The 15,709-nt window shown below is 56.6% G+C and carries 12 protein-coding genes; 6 read left to right on the top strand and 6 right to left on the bottom strand.

The features are described 5' to 3' along the window. Positions 1-95: 95 nt before the first annotated feature. The gene (gene mfd, locus O1721_RS12665) at positions 96-3,542 is read right to left on the bottom strand and encodes a transcription-repair coupling factor (RefSeq protein WP_032648005.1); all 3,447 of its coding nucleotides are present in this window, start codon (positions 3,540-3,542) and stop codon (positions 96-98) included. Between the two features lie 567 nt (positions 3,543-4,109). Next, on the bottom strand, positions 4,110-5,183 hold the full coding sequence (locus tag O1721_RS12670) for an acyltransferase family protein (RefSeq protein ID WP_017693630.1): 1,074 nt from the start codon (positions 5,181-5,183) through the stop codon (positions 4,110-4,112). Between the two features lie 256 nt (positions 5,184-5,439). Here O1721_RS12670 and lolC point away from each other — a divergent pair, with 256 nt between their 5' ends. Genes lolC through cobB form a run of 5 tightly spaced genes read left to right on the top strand, consistent with a single transcriptional unit; the run spans position 5,440 to position 10,379 of the window. After that, complete coding sequence (gene lolC / locus O1721_RS12675; protein WP_017384712.1) at positions 5,440-6,639, top strand: lipoprotein-releasing ABC transporter permease subunit LolC; 1,200 nt, start codon at positions 5,440-5,442, stop codon at positions 6,637-6,639. After that, positions 6,632-7,333 carry a lipoprotein-releasing ABC transporter ATP-binding protein LolD gene (gene lolD, locus O1721_RS12680; protein WP_017693629.1) on the top strand — a complete coding sequence of 234 codons (702 nt, stop codon included), beginning with the start codon at positions 6,632-6,634 and terminating at the stop codon, positions 7,331-7,333. The genes lolC and lolD overlap by 8 nt, the downstream gene beginning before the upstream one ends. Beyond that, positions 7,333-8,577, top strand: a complete 1,245-nt coding sequence (lolE, locus tag O1721_RS12685) for a lipoprotein-releasing ABC transporter permease subunit LolE (RefSeq protein ID WP_017384711.1) — start codon at positions 7,333-7,335, stop codon at positions 8,575-8,577. Before lolD ends, lolE begins: the two co-directional genes overlap by 1 nt. Before the next feature lie 54 nt (positions 8,578-8,631). Next, a complete protein-coding gene (gene nagK, locus O1721_RS12690) occupies positions 8,632-9,543 on the top strand; it encodes an N-acetylglucosamine kinase (RefSeq protein ID WP_032648008.1) in 912 nt (303 codons plus the stop codon). A 14-nt stretch (positions 9,544-9,557) separates the two neighbouring features. Next, on the top strand, positions 9,558-10,379 hold the full coding sequence (gene cobB, locus O1721_RS12695) for a Sir2 family NAD+-dependent deacetylase (RefSeq protein WP_006809226.1): 822 nt from the start codon (positions 9,558-9,560) through the stop codon (positions 10,377-10,379). A 34-nt stretch (positions 10,380-10,413) separates the two neighbouring features. Here the strand turns inward: cobB and potD are convergent, their stop codons facing one another. The 4 genes from potD to potA are packed head-to-tail and all read right to left on the bottom strand — an operon-like array spanning position 10,414 to position 14,222. Then, positions 10,414-11,448 carry a spermidine/putrescine ABC transporter substrate-binding protein PotD gene (potD, locus tag O1721_RS12700; RefSeq protein WP_015570806.1) on the bottom strand — a complete coding sequence of 345 codons (1,035 nt, stop codon included), beginning with the start codon at positions 11,446-11,448 and terminating at the stop codon, positions 10,414-10,416. Continuing rightward, the gene (gene potC / locus O1721_RS12705; RefSeq protein ID WP_015570805.1) at positions 11,445-12,236 is read right to left on the bottom strand and encodes a spermidine/putrescine ABC transporter permease PotC; all 792 of its coding nucleotides are present in this window, start codon (positions 12,234-12,236) and stop codon (positions 11,445-11,447) included. The genes potD and potC overlap by 4 nt, the downstream gene beginning before the upstream one ends. Next, positions 12,233-13,090: a spermidine/putrescine ABC transporter permease PotB gene (potB, locus tag O1721_RS12710; RefSeq protein WP_032648013.1), complete on the bottom strand. Its 858-nt coding sequence runs from the start codon at positions 13,088-13,090 to the stop codon at positions 12,233-12,235. The genes potC and potB overlap by 4 nt, the downstream gene beginning before the upstream one ends. Further along, positions 13,074-14,222: a spermidine/putrescine ABC transporter ATP-binding protein PotA gene (gene potA / locus O1721_RS12715; protein ID WP_162875189.1), complete on the bottom strand. Its 1,149-nt coding sequence runs from the start codon at positions 14,220-14,222 to the stop codon at positions 13,074-13,076. The genes potB and potA overlap by 17 nt, the downstream gene beginning before the upstream one ends. Positions 14,223-14,459: 237 nt before the next feature. On the opposite strand from potA, the gene pepT reads away from it, so the two are divergent. Then, positions 14,460-15,683: a peptidase T gene (gene pepT / locus O1721_RS12720; RefSeq protein ID WP_032648018.1), complete on the top strand. Its 1,224-nt coding sequence runs from the start codon at positions 14,460-14,462 to the stop codon at positions 15,681-15,683. The last annotated feature ends 26 nt before the right edge of the window (positions 15,684-15,709 follow it).

Consider the following 15,709-nt stretch of genomic DNA (forward strand, 5'->3'; position numbering starts at 1 on the left):
ATAATTATGGCGAATGTATAGTCGGGAAGTTCGGGCGAAGTGCAAAGAGTTTGTAAATTGTCCCCCCGCCAGCCGGGCGCTGGCGGGGGATACCGTTATGCGATGGCGTTCTCTTCCAGCTGACGCATAAAGTTACGCACCCAGTCCATGCGGGTTTTACGTTCCGTCAGATCCTGAGTAAATTTCAGACGCGTCGGGCCATCAAGACGGAAATGCTGCGGCTGTTTTTGCAGGAGGCCAATCAGCCACATCGGATCGACGTGGTTCTTCTCGGCAAACTCAATGACGCCGCCTTTCTCATTGCCTTCAAGCTTGCGAATGCCCAGCTTCTGCGCCTGCTGACGCAGGCGGGCAATATCCAGCAGGTTGCGCGCCGCATCGGGCAATATCCCAAAACGGTCAATCAGTTCGACTTTGATCTCTTCCAGCTCGCCTTCGCTTTTCGCGCTGGCAATGCGTTTGTAGAACGACAGACGGGTATTCACGTCAGGAATAAAATCATCCGGCAGCAGAGAAGGCATGCGCAGTTCCACTTCGGTCTGCTGGCTGGTGAGATCTTCCAGAGACGGTTCACGTCCGGCTTTAAGCGCGTCGACGGCATTTTCCAGCAGCTCCATATACAGCGAGAAACCGATGGTTTCCATGGAGCCGCTCTGGTCTTCACCCAGCAGCTCACCGGCGCCGCGGATCTCCAGGTCGTGGGTCGCCAGCGCAAAGCCAGCACCCAGATCTTCCAGTGAGGCGATAGCTTCCAGACGCTTTTGCGCGTCGGTGGTCATCGCCTTCGGATGCGGCGTCAGCAGCCAGGCGTAGGCCTGATGGTGCGAGCGCCCGACGCGCCCGCGCAGCTGGTGCAGCTGGGCCAGGCCGAAGTGATCCGCACGTTCGATGATGATGGTGTTCGCCGTTGGAATGTCGATCCCGGTCTCAATGATGGTGGTACACACCAGCACGTTGAAACGCTGGTGGTGGAAATCGTTCATCACCCGCTCCAGCTCGCGCTCGCGCATCTGGCCGTGACCAATGGCGATGCGCGCTTCCGGTACCAGCTCTGCCAGCCTGTCGGCGGCTTTCTGAATATTTTCAACGTCGTTATACAGGTAATACACCTGGCCGCCGCGCAGCACTTCGCGCAGGATCGCCTCGCGCACCACCAGATTGTCGTACTCGCGAACAAAGGTTTTCACCGCCAGACGGCGCGCCGGTGGGGTGGCGATAATCGACAGATCGCGCATGCCGCTCATCGCCATGTTCAGGGTGCGCGGGATCGGCGTTGCGGTCAGGGTCAGAATGTCGACGTCGGCGCGCATCGCTTTGATGCGCTCTTTATGGCGCACCCCGAAGCGGTGCTCTTCATCCACGATCAGCAGCCCCAGATCTTTCCACTTCACGTCGCTTTGCAGCAGCTTGTGAGTGCCGATCAGAATATCAATTTTGCCTTCGCTTGCCTGTTCCAGGATTTGCGTCTGCTCTTTGGCGCTGCGAAAACGCGACAGCATCTCAATGCGCACCGGCCAGTTGGCGAAGCGGTCGCGGAAGTTGTCGAAGTGCTGCTGGGCGAGGAGGGTAGTCGGCACCAGCACCGCCACCTGCTTGTTGTTTTCCACCGCCAGTAAGGCGGCACGCATCGCCACTTCGGTTTTGCCGAAGCCCACGTCACCGCAGACCAAGCGGTCCATGGCCAGCGGCTGGCACATGTCGCTCAGCACGGCGTTAATGGCCTGGGCCTGATCCGGCGTAGTTTCAAACGGGAAGCTGTCGCAGAACAGCTGATACTGCTCTTTATCATGCTTAAACGCATAGCCCTCTTTGGCCGCACGCTGGGCGTAAATATCCAGCAGCTCGGCGGCCACGTCGCGTACTTTTTCCGCCGCCTTCTGGCGCGCGCGCGCCCAGGCATCGCCGCCCAGCTTATGCAGCGGCGCGTTGTCTTCCGCGCCCCCGGCGTAGCGACTGATCAGGTGCAGGGACGACACCGGCACGTACAGTTTGGCGTCGTTGGCGTAGGTCAGCATCAGGTATTCACCTTTGATGCCGCCTGCTTCGAGGGTGGTCATCCCCTGATAGCGACCCACCCCGTGTTCAAGGTGAACGATCGGCTGACCGGGGTGCAGTTCGGCCAGGTTACGGATCAGGGTGTCCGGGTTGATGGTGCGACGGCTGTCCTGACGACGGCGCGCGACGCGCTCGCCCAGCAGGTCGCTTTCACAAATCAACGCCAGGTTATTGAGCGTATCAATGAATCCGTGCTCGGCGGCGCCGATCATCAGGTAACGGCCATTTCCGGTCGCTTCGCTCAGGCGAAGAATGCGCTTCGGCGCAACTTTGATCCGTCCCAGCAGTTCGCCCAGCGCTTCACGGCGACCCTCACTTTCAACGGAGAAGACCACCGGCCCGGTGAAGGACTCAAGAAACTTACGCAGATTATCAAGGGGGGATTTCTGCTGCGCCTGAACGGCCAGGTCAGGCAGCGTCCGGAACGCGAGATTGGTGTTCGCCGCCTTCTCGGCAAGCGCGTCGGTTTTGAGCTGCATGCGCGGCCAGCGTTTCAGCTCGGCGTTGAGCTCGTCGGTACGTAGCCACAGCATTTCCGGCGGCAGCAGCGGACGCATCGGGTCAACGCCCCGGTTTTCAAAGCGGGCGCGCGTTTCGCTTTCAAAGCGGCTGGCACTGGCGTCGATATCCCCGGTGTTAACAATCAGCGTATTCGCCGGGAAGTAGCTGAACAGCGCCGGCAGCGGTTCGTTAAAGAACAGGGGCTGCCAGTACTCGATCCCGGCCGGAAGGGTGCCCTTGCTGACTTGCTGGTAGATATGTTCGGCATCGCGCTTCACGTCGAACCTGTCGCGCCACTGGCTGCGGAACAACTCGATGGCGGTTTTATCCGTCGGGAACTCATGGGCGGGCAGTAGGTTAATGGAGTCCACTTCCTCCAGCGTGCGCTGGGTGTCAGCGTCGAACACGCGCAGGCTGTCGATCTCATCATCAAAGAAATCCAGACGATATGGCCGATCGCTGCCCATCGGATAGAGATCCAGCAGCGCACCGCGCGTCGCGTATTCGCCGTGCTCCATCACCTGGTCGACATGTCGATAGCCGGCTCCGTCCAGCTGCACGCGCAGGGCATCGCGCGACAGGCGCTGGCCTTTTTTCATCACCAGCGCATGGCCGTGCAAATAGCTGTGCGGACAGACGCGCTGCATCAGGGTATTCACCGGCACAATCAGCACGCCGCGCTGCATGGTGGGAAGCTGATACAGCGTCGACAGGCGCGAAGAGATGATCTCCTGGTGCGGAGAAAAACTGTCGTAGGGAAGCGTTTCCCAGTCGGCCAGGCTGAATACCAGACTGTCGGTGAACTGACGAATTTCATCGTGCAGGCGCAGGGCGTTTTGCATGTCCGGGGCAACCAGCACCACCGGCCCTGGATGCCGCTCAGCAATTTCCGCCACCAGGGTGGCGCAGGCCGCGCCCGTGAGTTCGCCCAGCTGGCGCTGGTCGCCCGCTTTGACAGGCAAGGAGTAACGATAGTGTTCAGGCATGGCTATGTCAGAGTCTCTTGGGGATATACCAACAGTATTGGGGCATATCACTGATACGCAATGTCTTTATTATCCTCGATCGTTTTACATAAGCAAATCGTAACCGCACAAGAGGGAAAGTGCCCCCGGATGGGTAGAGGGTTCCTCAGTAATTTGAAAGCAGAAGCAATAACGTTGTCTTCAGACTAACTGAGGGCTTTCAGCGATGCCCTGGTCCGGCTGTAAATCGCTGAGGCGTTTCCTGAAGGCCGGGGCGAGGCGCAGGGATGCGCCGAGAGGGCGTGGCCTGCATGGATGCAGGCTCATGCCCGACCCGATAGCCGGAAGGAATAAGCCGAGGGTATCGCGAAGCGACGATTTACCGCCGGGAGCCCGGGTTGCCAGGGTGGTGGCGACTGAGCCACCCTGGCACGTTCACCGCTCGTGCGGTTATAGAATAGCAAGGAATATAAGGTGAACGGAACGAGCACCACAGCTGTATGTTCACCCTCACCCCAGCCCTCTCCCATAGGGAGAGAGAGCCGTCTGTGCAGGCCTTATTTTGTAGCCCGTATGGGACAGGGTTAGTTAGCGGGTCGTGGGCACGGGCGAAAGCCGCGCGGGAGGGGAGAAGAAAAGATCGCCAAAGAGGGCGGTCGAGAGCTTACGTGCCCCCAGCCCAACCAGCGTGCAGACGAGCAGGCTGATAAACGGATAGACCAGAATCAGCGTTAACTCCGCCCAGATCGGCCAGTACGCCGCATTCATTTCGCGGATCATGAGCAGGCTAAACGCCTCAATTAAAATGCGGTGGGTGGTATAAATCGCGATGGTGTTTGAACCGATGACGTTCAGCAGATTATTGGGATGAACGGCATAACGCTGCTCGAAGCTGTAAAAGAGCTTCATGATAACCACGATTGACAGCAGAGAGAGCGGCAGAGGGACATTAGCGAACCACAGCACCACCGACACCGCACCAGAGGCGATGAGGATCAGCCAGCTGCGGCGCAAATTCATCCCTTTCATCCACGCCATCAACTGCGCGCCATACCATGCGCCGAGGCTGTAGTAGACCATGTTGCGCACCACGCTGTTCATTCCCCACCACGGTAACGGCAGGAAGTTGATGGCGATGCTTGCCAGCGCCAGAAGCCCCAGCATCGGCAGTTTCCAGCGGCTCAGCAGCTTACAGAGCGTAAAGTAGACCACTAAGGCGTACAAATACCATAGGCTGGTGCTGGCCGTGAGCATTCCCCGTACAAACCCTGAAACGGAATCGGCGTAGGCCGCATTGGATGCTGTCGCCAGCTCTCGCTCGGGGGCGAGCCAGGCATTCAGATGAGTCAGCGCCTGCCATTGCAGGACGCCCCACAGGGCCAAAACCCAGACAATGCTCCAGATCCGCTTGTCGAGACTGGTGCGCCAGTTCACCTCGTCAATATATCGACGGATCAAATAGCCGGAGATAAAGAAAAACACCGGCATACGGAACGGGGCAAGGTAAAGATTAAAGTAGACCCAGCATTTGGCGAGCAGGCCCGATAACGGATGCTGTAGCCCGTCCAGGTGAGGATAAAAGGTGATCACCGAGTGGTAAATCACCACCAGGCAGATGCACAGACCTTTTATCTGGTTAATCCATAATGCTTTTTGTTTCATTGTGCGTGACGACCTTGTTGCCATAAACGAAAGGACGATTGTTGTAAAATGAAACCCTGATGTAACGGGTAACAGTCTGTATCAGGACGATTTTCGGAAAAGGTGGAGGCTGTCTGGCGGAAGTTCAGTCAGTAGCATGATGATTTATCTGAATTTTTCGGAAAAATGATTACCGAATCTTACGGTTTCAGTCATTTACGCTTAGCGGATTCGCTTATATACTCGTGGGTCTGCTATCAGCAAACAGACGGATTTCATGTATCAACCTGTCGCACTTTTTATAGGCTTACGTTACATGCGTGGGCGCGCCGCGGACCGCTTCGGTCGCTTTGTCTCCTGGCTTTCGACTATTGGCATTACGCTTGGCGTGATGGCACTGGTGACGGTGCTTTCCGTCATGAACGGCTTCGAGCGCGAGCTGCAAAACAATATCCTGGGGCTGATGCCGCAGGCCGTTCTCTCTTCCACTCAGGGTTCCGTTAATCCGCAACAGCTGCCGGAAAGCGCGGTGAAGTTACAGGGTGTCACGCGCGTTGCGCCGCTCACGACGGGCGATGTGGTGCTGCAAAGCGCCCGTAGCGTGGCGGTCGGGGTGATGCTGGGTATCGATCCGGCGCAAAAAGATCCGCTGACGCCGTTCCTGGTCAATGTGAAACAAACCGACCTGGAAGCGGGTAAATACAACGTCATCCTCGGCGAGCAGCTTGCCGGGCAGCTCGGGGTCAACCGTGGCGATCAGCTGCGTGTGATGGTGCCGTCAGCCAGTCAGTTTACGCCGATGGGGCGTCTGCCAAGCCAGCGCCTGTTCAACGTGATTGGCACGTTTGCGGCGAACAGCGAAGTTGATGGTTACCAGATGCTGGTTAACATTCAGGACGCCTCGCGTCTGATGCGCTACCCGGCGGGAAATATCACCGGCTGGCGTCTGTGGCTTGATGCGCCGCTGAAGGTGGATACCCTTAGCCAGCAGACGCTACCGGAAGGGACGAAATGGCAGGACTGGCGCGACCGGAAGGGCGAACTGTTCCAGGCCGTGCGCATGGAGAAAAACATGATGGGGCTGCTGCTGAGCCTGATCGTGGCCGTTGCCGCGTTTAATATCATCACCTCGCTCGGGCTGATGGTGATGGAGAAGCAAGGCGAAGTCGCCATTCTGCAAACTCAGGGGCTGACTCCGCGCCAGATCATGGCGGTATTTATGGTCCAGGGCGCCAGCGCTGGCATCATCGGCGCGCTGCTCGGCGCGGCGCTGGGGGCGCTGCTCGCCAGCCAGCTCAACAATCTCATGCCGATTATCGGCGCGCTGCTTGATGGCGCGGCGCTGCCGGTGGCAATCGAGCCGCTCCAGGTGGTCGGTATTGCGCTGGCCGCGATGGCCATTGCGCTGCTTTCTACGCTTTATCCTTCCTGGCGGGCTGCCGCCACTCAACCCGCTGAGGCTTTACGTTATGAATAAGATCCTGTTGCAGTGCGACAACCTGTCCAAACGCTATCAGGAAGGCACTGTGCAGACCGACGTGTTGCACAATGTGAGTTTTAGCGTGGGCGAAGGCGAGATGATGGCGATTGTCGGTAGCTCTGGCTCCGGTAAAAGTACGTTGCTGCACCTGCTTGGCGGGCTGGACACGCCAACCGAAGGCGATGTGATCTTCTCCGGGCAGCCGCTGAGTAAAATGTCGTCTACGGCGAAAGCCGAGCTGCGTAACCGCGAGCTGGGCTTTATCTATCAGTTCCACCATCTGCTGCCGGACTTTACGGCGCTGGAAAACGTCGCAATGCCGCTGCTGATTGGTAAAAAGAAACCCGCGGAAATTAATGCCCGCGCCAGCGACATGCTAAAAGCGGTAGGGCTGGATCATCGCGGGAATCACCGTCCGTCTGAGCTTTCCGGCGGCGAGCGTCAGCGTGTGGCCATCGCCCGTGCGCTGGTCAACAACCCGCGCCTGGTGCTGGCGGATGAACCGACAGGTAACCTCGATGCGCGTAACGCAGACAGCATTTTCCAGCTTCTCGGCGAACTGAACGCCGCGCAGGGAACCGCGTTTCTGGTGGTCACCCACGATTTACAACTGGCTAAGCGGATGGGGCGTCAGCTGGAAATGCGCGACGGTCGTCTGAATGCTGAACTGACGCTGATGGGAGCGGAGTAATGGCTTCACCGTTATCGTTACTCATCGGGTTACGCTTTAGCCGCGGTCGTCGCCGGAGCGGGATGGTATCCCTTATCTCCGTGATCTCCACCATCGGTATCGCCCTGGGCGTGGCGGTGTTGATCGTGGGCTTAAGCGCCATGAACGGCTTTGAGCGTGAACTGAATAACCGCATTCTGGCCGTTGTCCCCCACGGTGAAATCGAGCCGGTTAACCAGCCGTGGTCCAGCTGGCGTGATGCCCTTAACAAAGTGGAAAAGGTGCCCGGCATTGCGGCGGCTGCACCTTACATCAACTTTACCGGGCTGGTAGAGAGCGGGGTAAACCTGCGCGCCATTCAGGTGAAAGGGGTAAATCCTCGTCAGGAAGAGCGTCTGAGCGCGCTGCCGCGCTATGTGCAAAATGGCGCATGGGCAAACTTTAAGGCTGGCGAGCAGCAGATCATCATGGGCAAAGGCGTTGCCGATGCGCTGAAGGTGAAGCAGGGCGACTGGGTCTCGATCATGATCCCGAACGCCAGCGCTGATCACAAATTGCAGCAGCCTAAGCGCGTACGTCTGCACGTCACCGGTATTTTGCAGCTGAGCGGCCAGCTCGACCACAGCTTCGCGATGGTGCCGCTGGAAGATGCGCGCCAGTATCTGGATATGAGCGACAGCGTGACGGGCATTGCCATTAAGGTTAACGACGTCTTCAACGCCAATAAACTGGTGCGTGACGCTGGCAGCGTGACCAATAACTATGTCTACATCAAAAGCTGGATCGGCACTTACGGGTATATGTACCGTGATATCCAGATGATCCGCGCGATTATGTATCTGGCGATGGTGCTGGTGATCGGGGTGGCGTGTTTTAATATCGTCTCGACGCTGGTCATGGCCGTTAAGGATAAGAGCGGCGACATCGCCGTGCTGCGTACCTTAGGGGCGAAAGACGGTCTTATTCGCGCCATCTTCGTCTGGTACGGTTTGCTGGCGGGGCTGTTTGGCAGCCTCTGCGGCGTGGCGATCGGCGTGGTGGTTTCCCTTCAGCTGACGCCGATTATCAACGGAATTGAAGCGCTTATTGGCCATCAGTTCCTGTCAGGCGATATCTATTTTATTGACTTCCTGCCGTCTGAACTGCACTGGCTGGACGTTATTTATGTGCTGGTTACAGCACTTTTACTGAGTCTGCTGGCAAGCTGGTATCCGGCGCGTCGCGCAAGCCGAATTGATCCGGCGAGGGTATTAAGTGGCCAGTAATTTCGTCATGGTTTAGCGGTCTTTTGGCCGCTGAATCAAACAGAGGAATGCATCATGTATTACGGATTTGATATTGGCGGCACCAAGATTGCGCTCGGCGTGTTCGATAAACACCTTAAGCTACAATGGGAAACCCGCGTACCCACGCCGCGCGAAAGCTACGATGAATTTTTAACCGCCATTGCCGCGCTGGTGGCGCAAGCGGATGAACGCTTTGGCGTCATAGGCAGCGTCGGCATTGGTATTCCGGGTATGCCCGAAACCGACGATGGCACGCTGTATGCCGCCAACGTTCCTGCCGCCAGCGGCAAACCGCTGCGTGCCGATCTCTCTGCTCTCCTTGAGCGCGACGTGCGCTTAGACAACGATGCCAACTGTTTTGCTCTCTCAGAGGCCTGGGACGACGAGTTTCGTCGCTATCCGCTGGTGATGGGTTTGATTCTCGGAACCGGTGTGGGGGGCGGGATAGTCATTAACGGTAAGCCCATTACCGGGCGCAGCTACATTACCGGCGAATTTGGTCATATCCGTCTGCCGGTGGATGCGCTGGATGTTGTCGGACGTGATTTCCCGTTGATCCGCTGCGGTTGTGGTCAGCACGGCTGTATTGAGAGTTACCTTTCAGGCCGTGGGTTTGCATGGCTTTATGAACACTTCTATCATCAGAAACATGACGCCCCCCAAATCATTACCCTGTGGGAACAAGGGGATGCGCAGGCGCGAGAGCACGTTGAACGCTATCTCGACCTGCTGGCCGTGTGCCTGGGGAATATCCTGACCATCGTCGACCCGGATCTGCTGGTGATCGGGGGAGGGCTGTCAAATTTCACTGCGATTACGGAACAGTTGTCCGGGCGTCTGCCCCGACATTTATTGCCGGTCGCCCGCGTGCCGCGCATTGAACGCGCGCGACACGGGGACGCAGGAGGCATGCGCGGAGCCGCATTCCTTCATCTCACCGATTAGTTTACGAGGTTATTATGCTGTCGCGTCGCCAGGGTCGACTCAGCCGTTTTCGCAAAAATAAACGCCGCTTACGTGAACGCCTGCGTCAGCGGATCTTTTTCAGAGACAGGATGATGCCAGAAGCGATGGATAAACCCAGAGTGGTGGTGTTGACCGGGGCGGGGATCTCCGCCGAATCCGGTATTCAGACCTTCCGCGCGGCGGACGGACTGTGGGAAGAACACCGAGTTGAAGATGTGGCGACGCCGGAAGGTTTCGCCCGCGACCCGGCGCTGGTACAGGCGTTCTACAACGCCCGCCGTCGCCAGCTTCAGCAGCCGGAGATTGCGCCGAATGCGGCGCACCTGGCGCTGGCAAAGCTGGAGGAAGCGCTGGGGGATCGTTTTCTGCTGGTCACGCAGAACATCGACAATCTTCACGAAAGGGCCGGAAACCACAACATCATTCACATGCACGGCGAACTGCTCAAGGTGCGGTGCGCATGGAGTGGTCAGGTGCTGGACTGGAAAGAGGACGTGCTGGATGAAGACCGCTGCCACTGCTGTCAGTTCCCTTCGCGTCTGCGTCCGCATGTGGTCTGGTTTGGCGAAATGCCGCTGGGAATGGATGAGATCTACAGCGCCCTGGCTATGGCGGACGTCTTTATCGCCATTGGCACTTCGGGACATGTCTATCCGGCGGCAGGATTTGTTCACGAAGCGCGACTGCAAGGTGCCCATACGGTGGAGCTTAATCTGGAGCCAAGCCAGGTCGGGAGCGAGTTTGAAGAGAAACATTACGGTCTGGCGAGCGAGGTGGTGCCAGCCTTTGTGGATAAACTCCTGAAGGGGCTGTAAGAGTAACGGGCGACATTGCGTCGCCCGTTGTGCATTAACGGCCTGCTTTTAGCTTCTGATAATACTCTTCATACAGGCGGCTCGCGTCACCGACGTCGTTCTGCCATTCCCCTTTGCTGATGGTTTCAGCGTCCGGATAAAGCGATTTATCATTTGCCACTTCAGGGCTTAACAGCTTCCGCGCGGCCAGGTTTGGCGTCGGGTAGCCGATGGTTTCCGCCACCTCTTTTGCCACATCCGGGCGCAGCAGGAAATTGATCAGCTTCAGGGCGCCCTCGACGTTTTTCGCATTCGCCGGGATCGCGAGGCTGTCCATCCAGAAGATGCCGCCCTCCTTCGGCCAGACCACCTCCAGCGGCGTCCCGGCCTGACGCGCCACAAACGCAGAGCCGTTCCAGACCATACCCAGATTCACTTCACCTTCCATATACGGGTTAGCCGGGTTATCCGAGTTGAACGCCGCCACGTTTGGCATCAGCTTTTTCAGTTCGTTATACGCCGCTTCGATCTCTTTCGGATCGGTGGTGTTACCGGAATAGCCGAGTTTACGCAGCGCAACCTGGAACACTTCGCGCGCATCGTCGGTTAACAGCAGGCTGCTTTTGTATTCCGGCTTCCACAGGTCAGCCCAGGATGAAACCGTTTTTGGATCAATGGCATCGCTGTTGACGCCAATTGCCGTCGCGCCCCAGATGTACGGAATGGAGTAGTCGTTGTTCGGGTCGAACGGCTTGTTTAGCATCTCAGGATCGAGGTTTGAAAAATTGGTTAGCTTCGTTTTGTCGATCTTCTGGATCATGCCTTCTTTGCGCATCTTGTCGACGAAATAGGTCGACGGCACCACCAGGTCATACGCGCCATCTTTATAGGTTTTGAGCTTGGCGTACATGGTTTCATTCGACTCGTAGGTCGAATAGATCACCTTGATGCCCGTCTCTTTGGTGAACTGCTCCAGCAGGCCCGGCGGCACATACTCGGTCCAGTTGTAGAAATAGAGCGTTTTGCTGTCATCAGCATGCGCGGCGCCCATTCCGAGCACCAGTGCCGCAGCGGCAAGCATTTTTTTCATTTCTGTGTCCCCTGAGATTTTGTTTTATCACGAGCAATAACCTGGCTGGCAATTACCAGAACCAGCGATAACACCAACAGAATAGTCGCCAGCGCGTTCACTTCGGGTGAAACACCGACTTTAACCATTGAGTAGATCTTCAACGGCAGAATTTCATAGCTCGGCCCGGTGACGAAGGAGGACACGACCACGTCGTCCATCGACAGGGTAAAACTGAGCAGCCATCCTGCTGCCACGGCGGGCATCGCCAGCGGCAGAATGATTTTGCGCAGAATGGTCATCTCGCTCGCACCCAGATCTTTCGCCGCTTCCAGCATGCGTACGTCGAACCCTTTCAGACGCGCGTAGACGGTTACCACCACAAACGGCAGACAGAAGGTGATATGCGAGAACAGCAGCGACCAGAAACCGAGCTGGACGCCCAGCAGCATAAACAGCACCAGCAGTGAAATGGCCATCACGATATCCGGGGACATCATCACCACAAACAGCATGCCACTGACGAACGGCTTACCGCGAAAACGGTAGCGGTACAGCGCCACGGCGGTCAGTGAGCCAATCAGCGTCGCGAAGGTGGCAGAAAATACCGCCATCGTCAGCGAGTGCTGAGCGGCCTGTAGCAGGCTGTCATTGTTCATCAGCAGGCCATACCATTTGGTGGTAAACCCTTGCCAGTTGATCCCGAAGCGTGAGCTGTTAAAGGAGTTCACGATCAAAATGATTATCGGAATATAGAGATACGCATAAATGGCGGTCATAAAACCGCCGCGAAGCAGTCGACCGATCATTCCAGCTCCACCTTCTTATTCAGCAGGCGTGATGCACGCCAGTAAACCAGCAGCATCAGTCCCATCACCACCGTCAGCGTTATGCTGGTGGCCGAGCCGAACGGCCAGTCGCGGATATTCAGGAACTGACTCTTAATCACGTTACCGATCAGCAGGTTTTTCGCCCCGCCCATCAGGTCCGATACGTAGAACAGGCCCATCGCAGGCAGCATGACCAGCAGACAGCCGGCGATAATACCCGGCATGGTCAGCGGAATAATGATGCGGACAAAGGTTTGTAACTTACTGGCGCCCAGGTCTTTCGCCGCTTCCAGCAGCGGTTTATCGAGCTTTTCAATGCTGGAGTAGAGCGGCATCACCATAAACGGCAGCAGGATATAGACCAGGCCGACAATTACCGCGCCCGGGGTGAACATGATGCGGATCGGCGTCTCGATCACCCCCAGCCACAGCAGAAACTCGTTCAGATAACCTTTGGTGCTGAGGAAGATTTTCAGCCCGTAGATGCGGATTAACGAGTTGGTCCAGAAGGGTACAATCATTAAAAACAGCAGCAGCGGCCGTACTTTTTGCGGCAGGCGGGCCAGGAACCAGGCGAATGGATACCCCAGCACCAGACAGGCGAGGGTAGCAATCAGCGCCATATTGAGCGAGTGCAGCAGCACGTCAAAATAGAGCGGATCGAGCAGGCGTGCGTAGTTGTCCAGCGTAAAGACCATCGCCACGAAGTTTGTGTCGTCGCGGGTCAGGAAGCTGGTCACAATGATCATCAGGTTGGGAAGAAAGACAAACAACACAAGCCAACCGACGATCGTGGCAATCACCACATTCTGGAACTTACTTGTGTTCTTCATCAGCCAGTACAACCTCCCAGCTTTCTACCCAGTTGATGACCATTTTCTGATCCAGCGAGTGGTCGAAGTCCGGATCGTCCTCGTTAAAGAACTCGCTGACCATCACCATTTTACCGTTTTCCAGTTCCACAACGGATTCGAGGGTCATTCCCTTGTAGTTGCGTTCGCGAACGTAACCGATCAGACCTTCGACGTCAGCCGTGTCGTGGATCTCATCAACGCGGAGATCTTCCGGACGCAGCAGGACGTTGAGCTTTTGACCCTTCTCGACGGTAAAGTTGACGGTAATATTGCATTCGCGGCCTTCCACGTTCGCGCGAACGCGCTGCTCGTCCAGACGCTCAATCACCGTGGCGTTGAAAATATTGATTTCGCCTATAAAGCTGGCGACGAACAGGTTTTTCGGCTCTTCGTAAATTTCACGCGGGGTGCCATCCTGCTCAATCTTGCCGTCGCGCATCACCACGATACGGTCTGACATGGTCAGGGCTTCTTCCTGATCGTGCGTGACAAACACGAACGTGATGCCGAGCTTACGCTGAAGCGCTTTCAGCTCGTTCTGCATCTGCTTGCGCAGCTTGTAGTCCAGCGCGGAGAGGGATTCATCCAGCAGGAGCAGGCGAGGTTTGTTGACCACGGCGCGGGCAATGGCCACACGCTGCTGCTGACCACCGGAAAGTTGATGCGGCTTGCGCTGGGCGAACGCCTCCAGCTGTACCATGCGCAGGGCTTCGGTAACCCGAGGCGGGATCTCGCTGGCCGGTGTTTTTTGCATCCGCAGGCCAAACGCCACGTTCTCAAACACGGTCATGTGCGGGAACAGGGCATAGCTCTGAAAGACGGTATTGACGTGGCGATCTTCGGCTGGAACCTGGGTTATGTCCTGGTTCTCAAGATGGATATGGCCGTTATCGACGCTTTCCAGCCCGGCGATAAGGCGCAGGACGGTGGTTTTGCCGCAGCCGGAGGGACCGAGCAGCGTGAGAAACTCACCGTCATTGATGGTCAGATTAAGGTCGGAAATGACATCTTTGCCATCGAAACTTTTACGAATTCGTTCCAGTTGCACCAGCGGTGAAAGGGAACGGGGTTGTGTATTCAATTTTCGCGCTGTCCCATATAGACGCCTCAGGCAGCAGACTGAAGCGGGGTTTGTGTGTAACCACCTTGGTGACTCGTAATGAGGGCGGACATTCTACGGCAAACCCATTGAATCGCCAATCCTTCTCACTTATTCATAAGCTACATTTATTAACGCACAACGATATAAACGTAAAAAGTTCTCGTTTGCGGGATAAAAGTGACCTGACGCAATATTTGCGTTTTGCTGCTTAATGATAATGTTGTCACAAAAAGTGAGGGTGACTGCATGGATAAACTACTTGAGCGTTTCTTACATTACGTTTCGCTGGATACCCAATCTAAGCCGGGGGTCCGACAGGTGCCAAGCACCGAAGGCCAGTGGAAGCTGCTAAATCTGCTGAAAGAGCAGCTGGAGGCCATGGGGCTGGTTGATGTCACGCTCAGCGAAAAAGGGACCGTGATGGGAACGCTGCCGGCGAATATTGACGGCGATATCCCGGCAATTGGCTTTATTTCTCATGTCGATACCTCACCTGATTTTAGCGGTAAACACGTAAACCCGCAGATTGTTGAAAACTACCGCGGCGGTGATATTGCGCTGGGCATTGGCGACGAAGTGCTGTCGCCGGTGATGTTCCCGGTACTGCATCAGCTGCTGGGGCAGACGTTAATCACCACTGACGGCAAAACCTTGCTGGGGGCCGATGACAAAGCGGGCATCGCCGAGATCATGACGGCGCTGGCGGTGCTGAAGGGCAAAAATATCCTACATGGCGATATCCGCGTGGCCTTCACGCCGGATGAAGAGGTTGGAAAAGGCGCAAAACACTTTGACGTTGAGGCGTTTAACGCGCAGTGGGCCTACACCGTCGACGGTGGCGGCGTAGGTGAACTTGAGTATGAAAACTTTAACGCGGCATCGGTGACGATCAAAATCGTTGGGAATAACGTGCACCCGGGGTCTGCGAAAGGGGTGATGGTGAATGCGCTGTCGCTGGCTGCGCGTATTCATGCGGAAGTGCCCGCCGAAGAGAGCCCGGAGATGACGGAAGGGTATGAGGGTTTTTATCATCTGACCAGCATCAAGGGGACCGTGGACAGCGCGCAGATGCACTATATTGTCCGCGATTTCGACCGCAAAGCCTTTGAAGCACGCAAACGTAAGATGATGGAGATCGCGAAAAAGGTCGGCAAGGGGCTACATCCGGATTGCTATATTGAACTCATCATCGAAGACAGCTATTACAATATGCGCGATAAGGTGATGGAGCATCCGCATATTCTTGATATCGCCCAGCAGGCGATGCGCGATTGTGACATCGAGCCGGTGATGAAACCGATCCGTGGCGGTACCGATGGTTCACAGCTGTCGTTTATGGGCCTGCCGTGCCCGAACCTGTTTACCGGTGGATATAACTACCACGGCAAGCATGAGTTCGTGACGCTGGAAGGGATGGAGAAAGCGGTGCAGGTGATCGTGCGGATAGCGGAGTTAACCGCGAAGCGGTAATGTTTTATGCCGGGTGGCGGCTACGC

The sequence above is a fragment of the Enterobacter cloacae complex sp. HYC033_NIDB genome (assembly GCF_056673335.1).

Coding starts and splice junctions, on each gene's coding strand:
- potC (WP_015570805.1), bottom strand. CDS start 12,236: ATGATCGGTCGACTGCTTCGCGGCGGTTTTATGACCGCCATTTATGCG.
- mfd (WP_032648005.1), bottom strand. CDS start 3,542: ATGCCTGAACACTATCGTTACTCCTTGCCTGTCAAAGCGGGCGACCAG.
- lolD (WP_017693629.1), top strand. CDS start 6,632: ATGAATAAGATCCTGTTGCAGTGCGACAACCTGTCCAAACGCTATCAG.
- pepT (WP_032648018.1), top strand. CDS start 14,460: ATGGATAAACTACTTGAGCGTTTCTTACATTACGTTTCGCTGGATACC.
- potB (WP_032648013.1), bottom strand. CDS start 13,090: ATGAAGAACACAAGTAAGTTCCAGAATGTGGTGATTGCCACGATCGTC.
- lolE (WP_017384711.1), top strand. CDS start 7,333: ATGGCTTCACCGTTATCGTTACTCATCGGGTTACGCTTTAGCCGCGGT.
- nagK (WP_032648008.1), top strand. CDS start 8,632: ATGTATTACGGATTTGATATTGGCGGCACCAAGATTGCGCTCGGCGTG.
- cobB (WP_006809226.1), top strand. CDS start 9,558: ATGCTGTCGCGTCGCCAGGGTCGACTCAGCCGTTTTCGCAAAAATAAA.
- potD (WP_015570806.1), bottom strand. CDS start 11,448: ATGAAAAAAATGCTTGCCGCTGCGGCACTGGTGCTCGGAATGGGCGCC.
- lolC (WP_017384712.1), top strand. CDS start 5,440: ATGTATCAACCTGTCGCACTTTTTATAGGCTTACGTTACATGCGTGGG.
- O1721_RS12670 (WP_017693630.1), bottom strand. CDS start 5,183: ATGAAACAAAAAGCATTATGGATTAACCAGATAAAAGGTCTGTGCATC.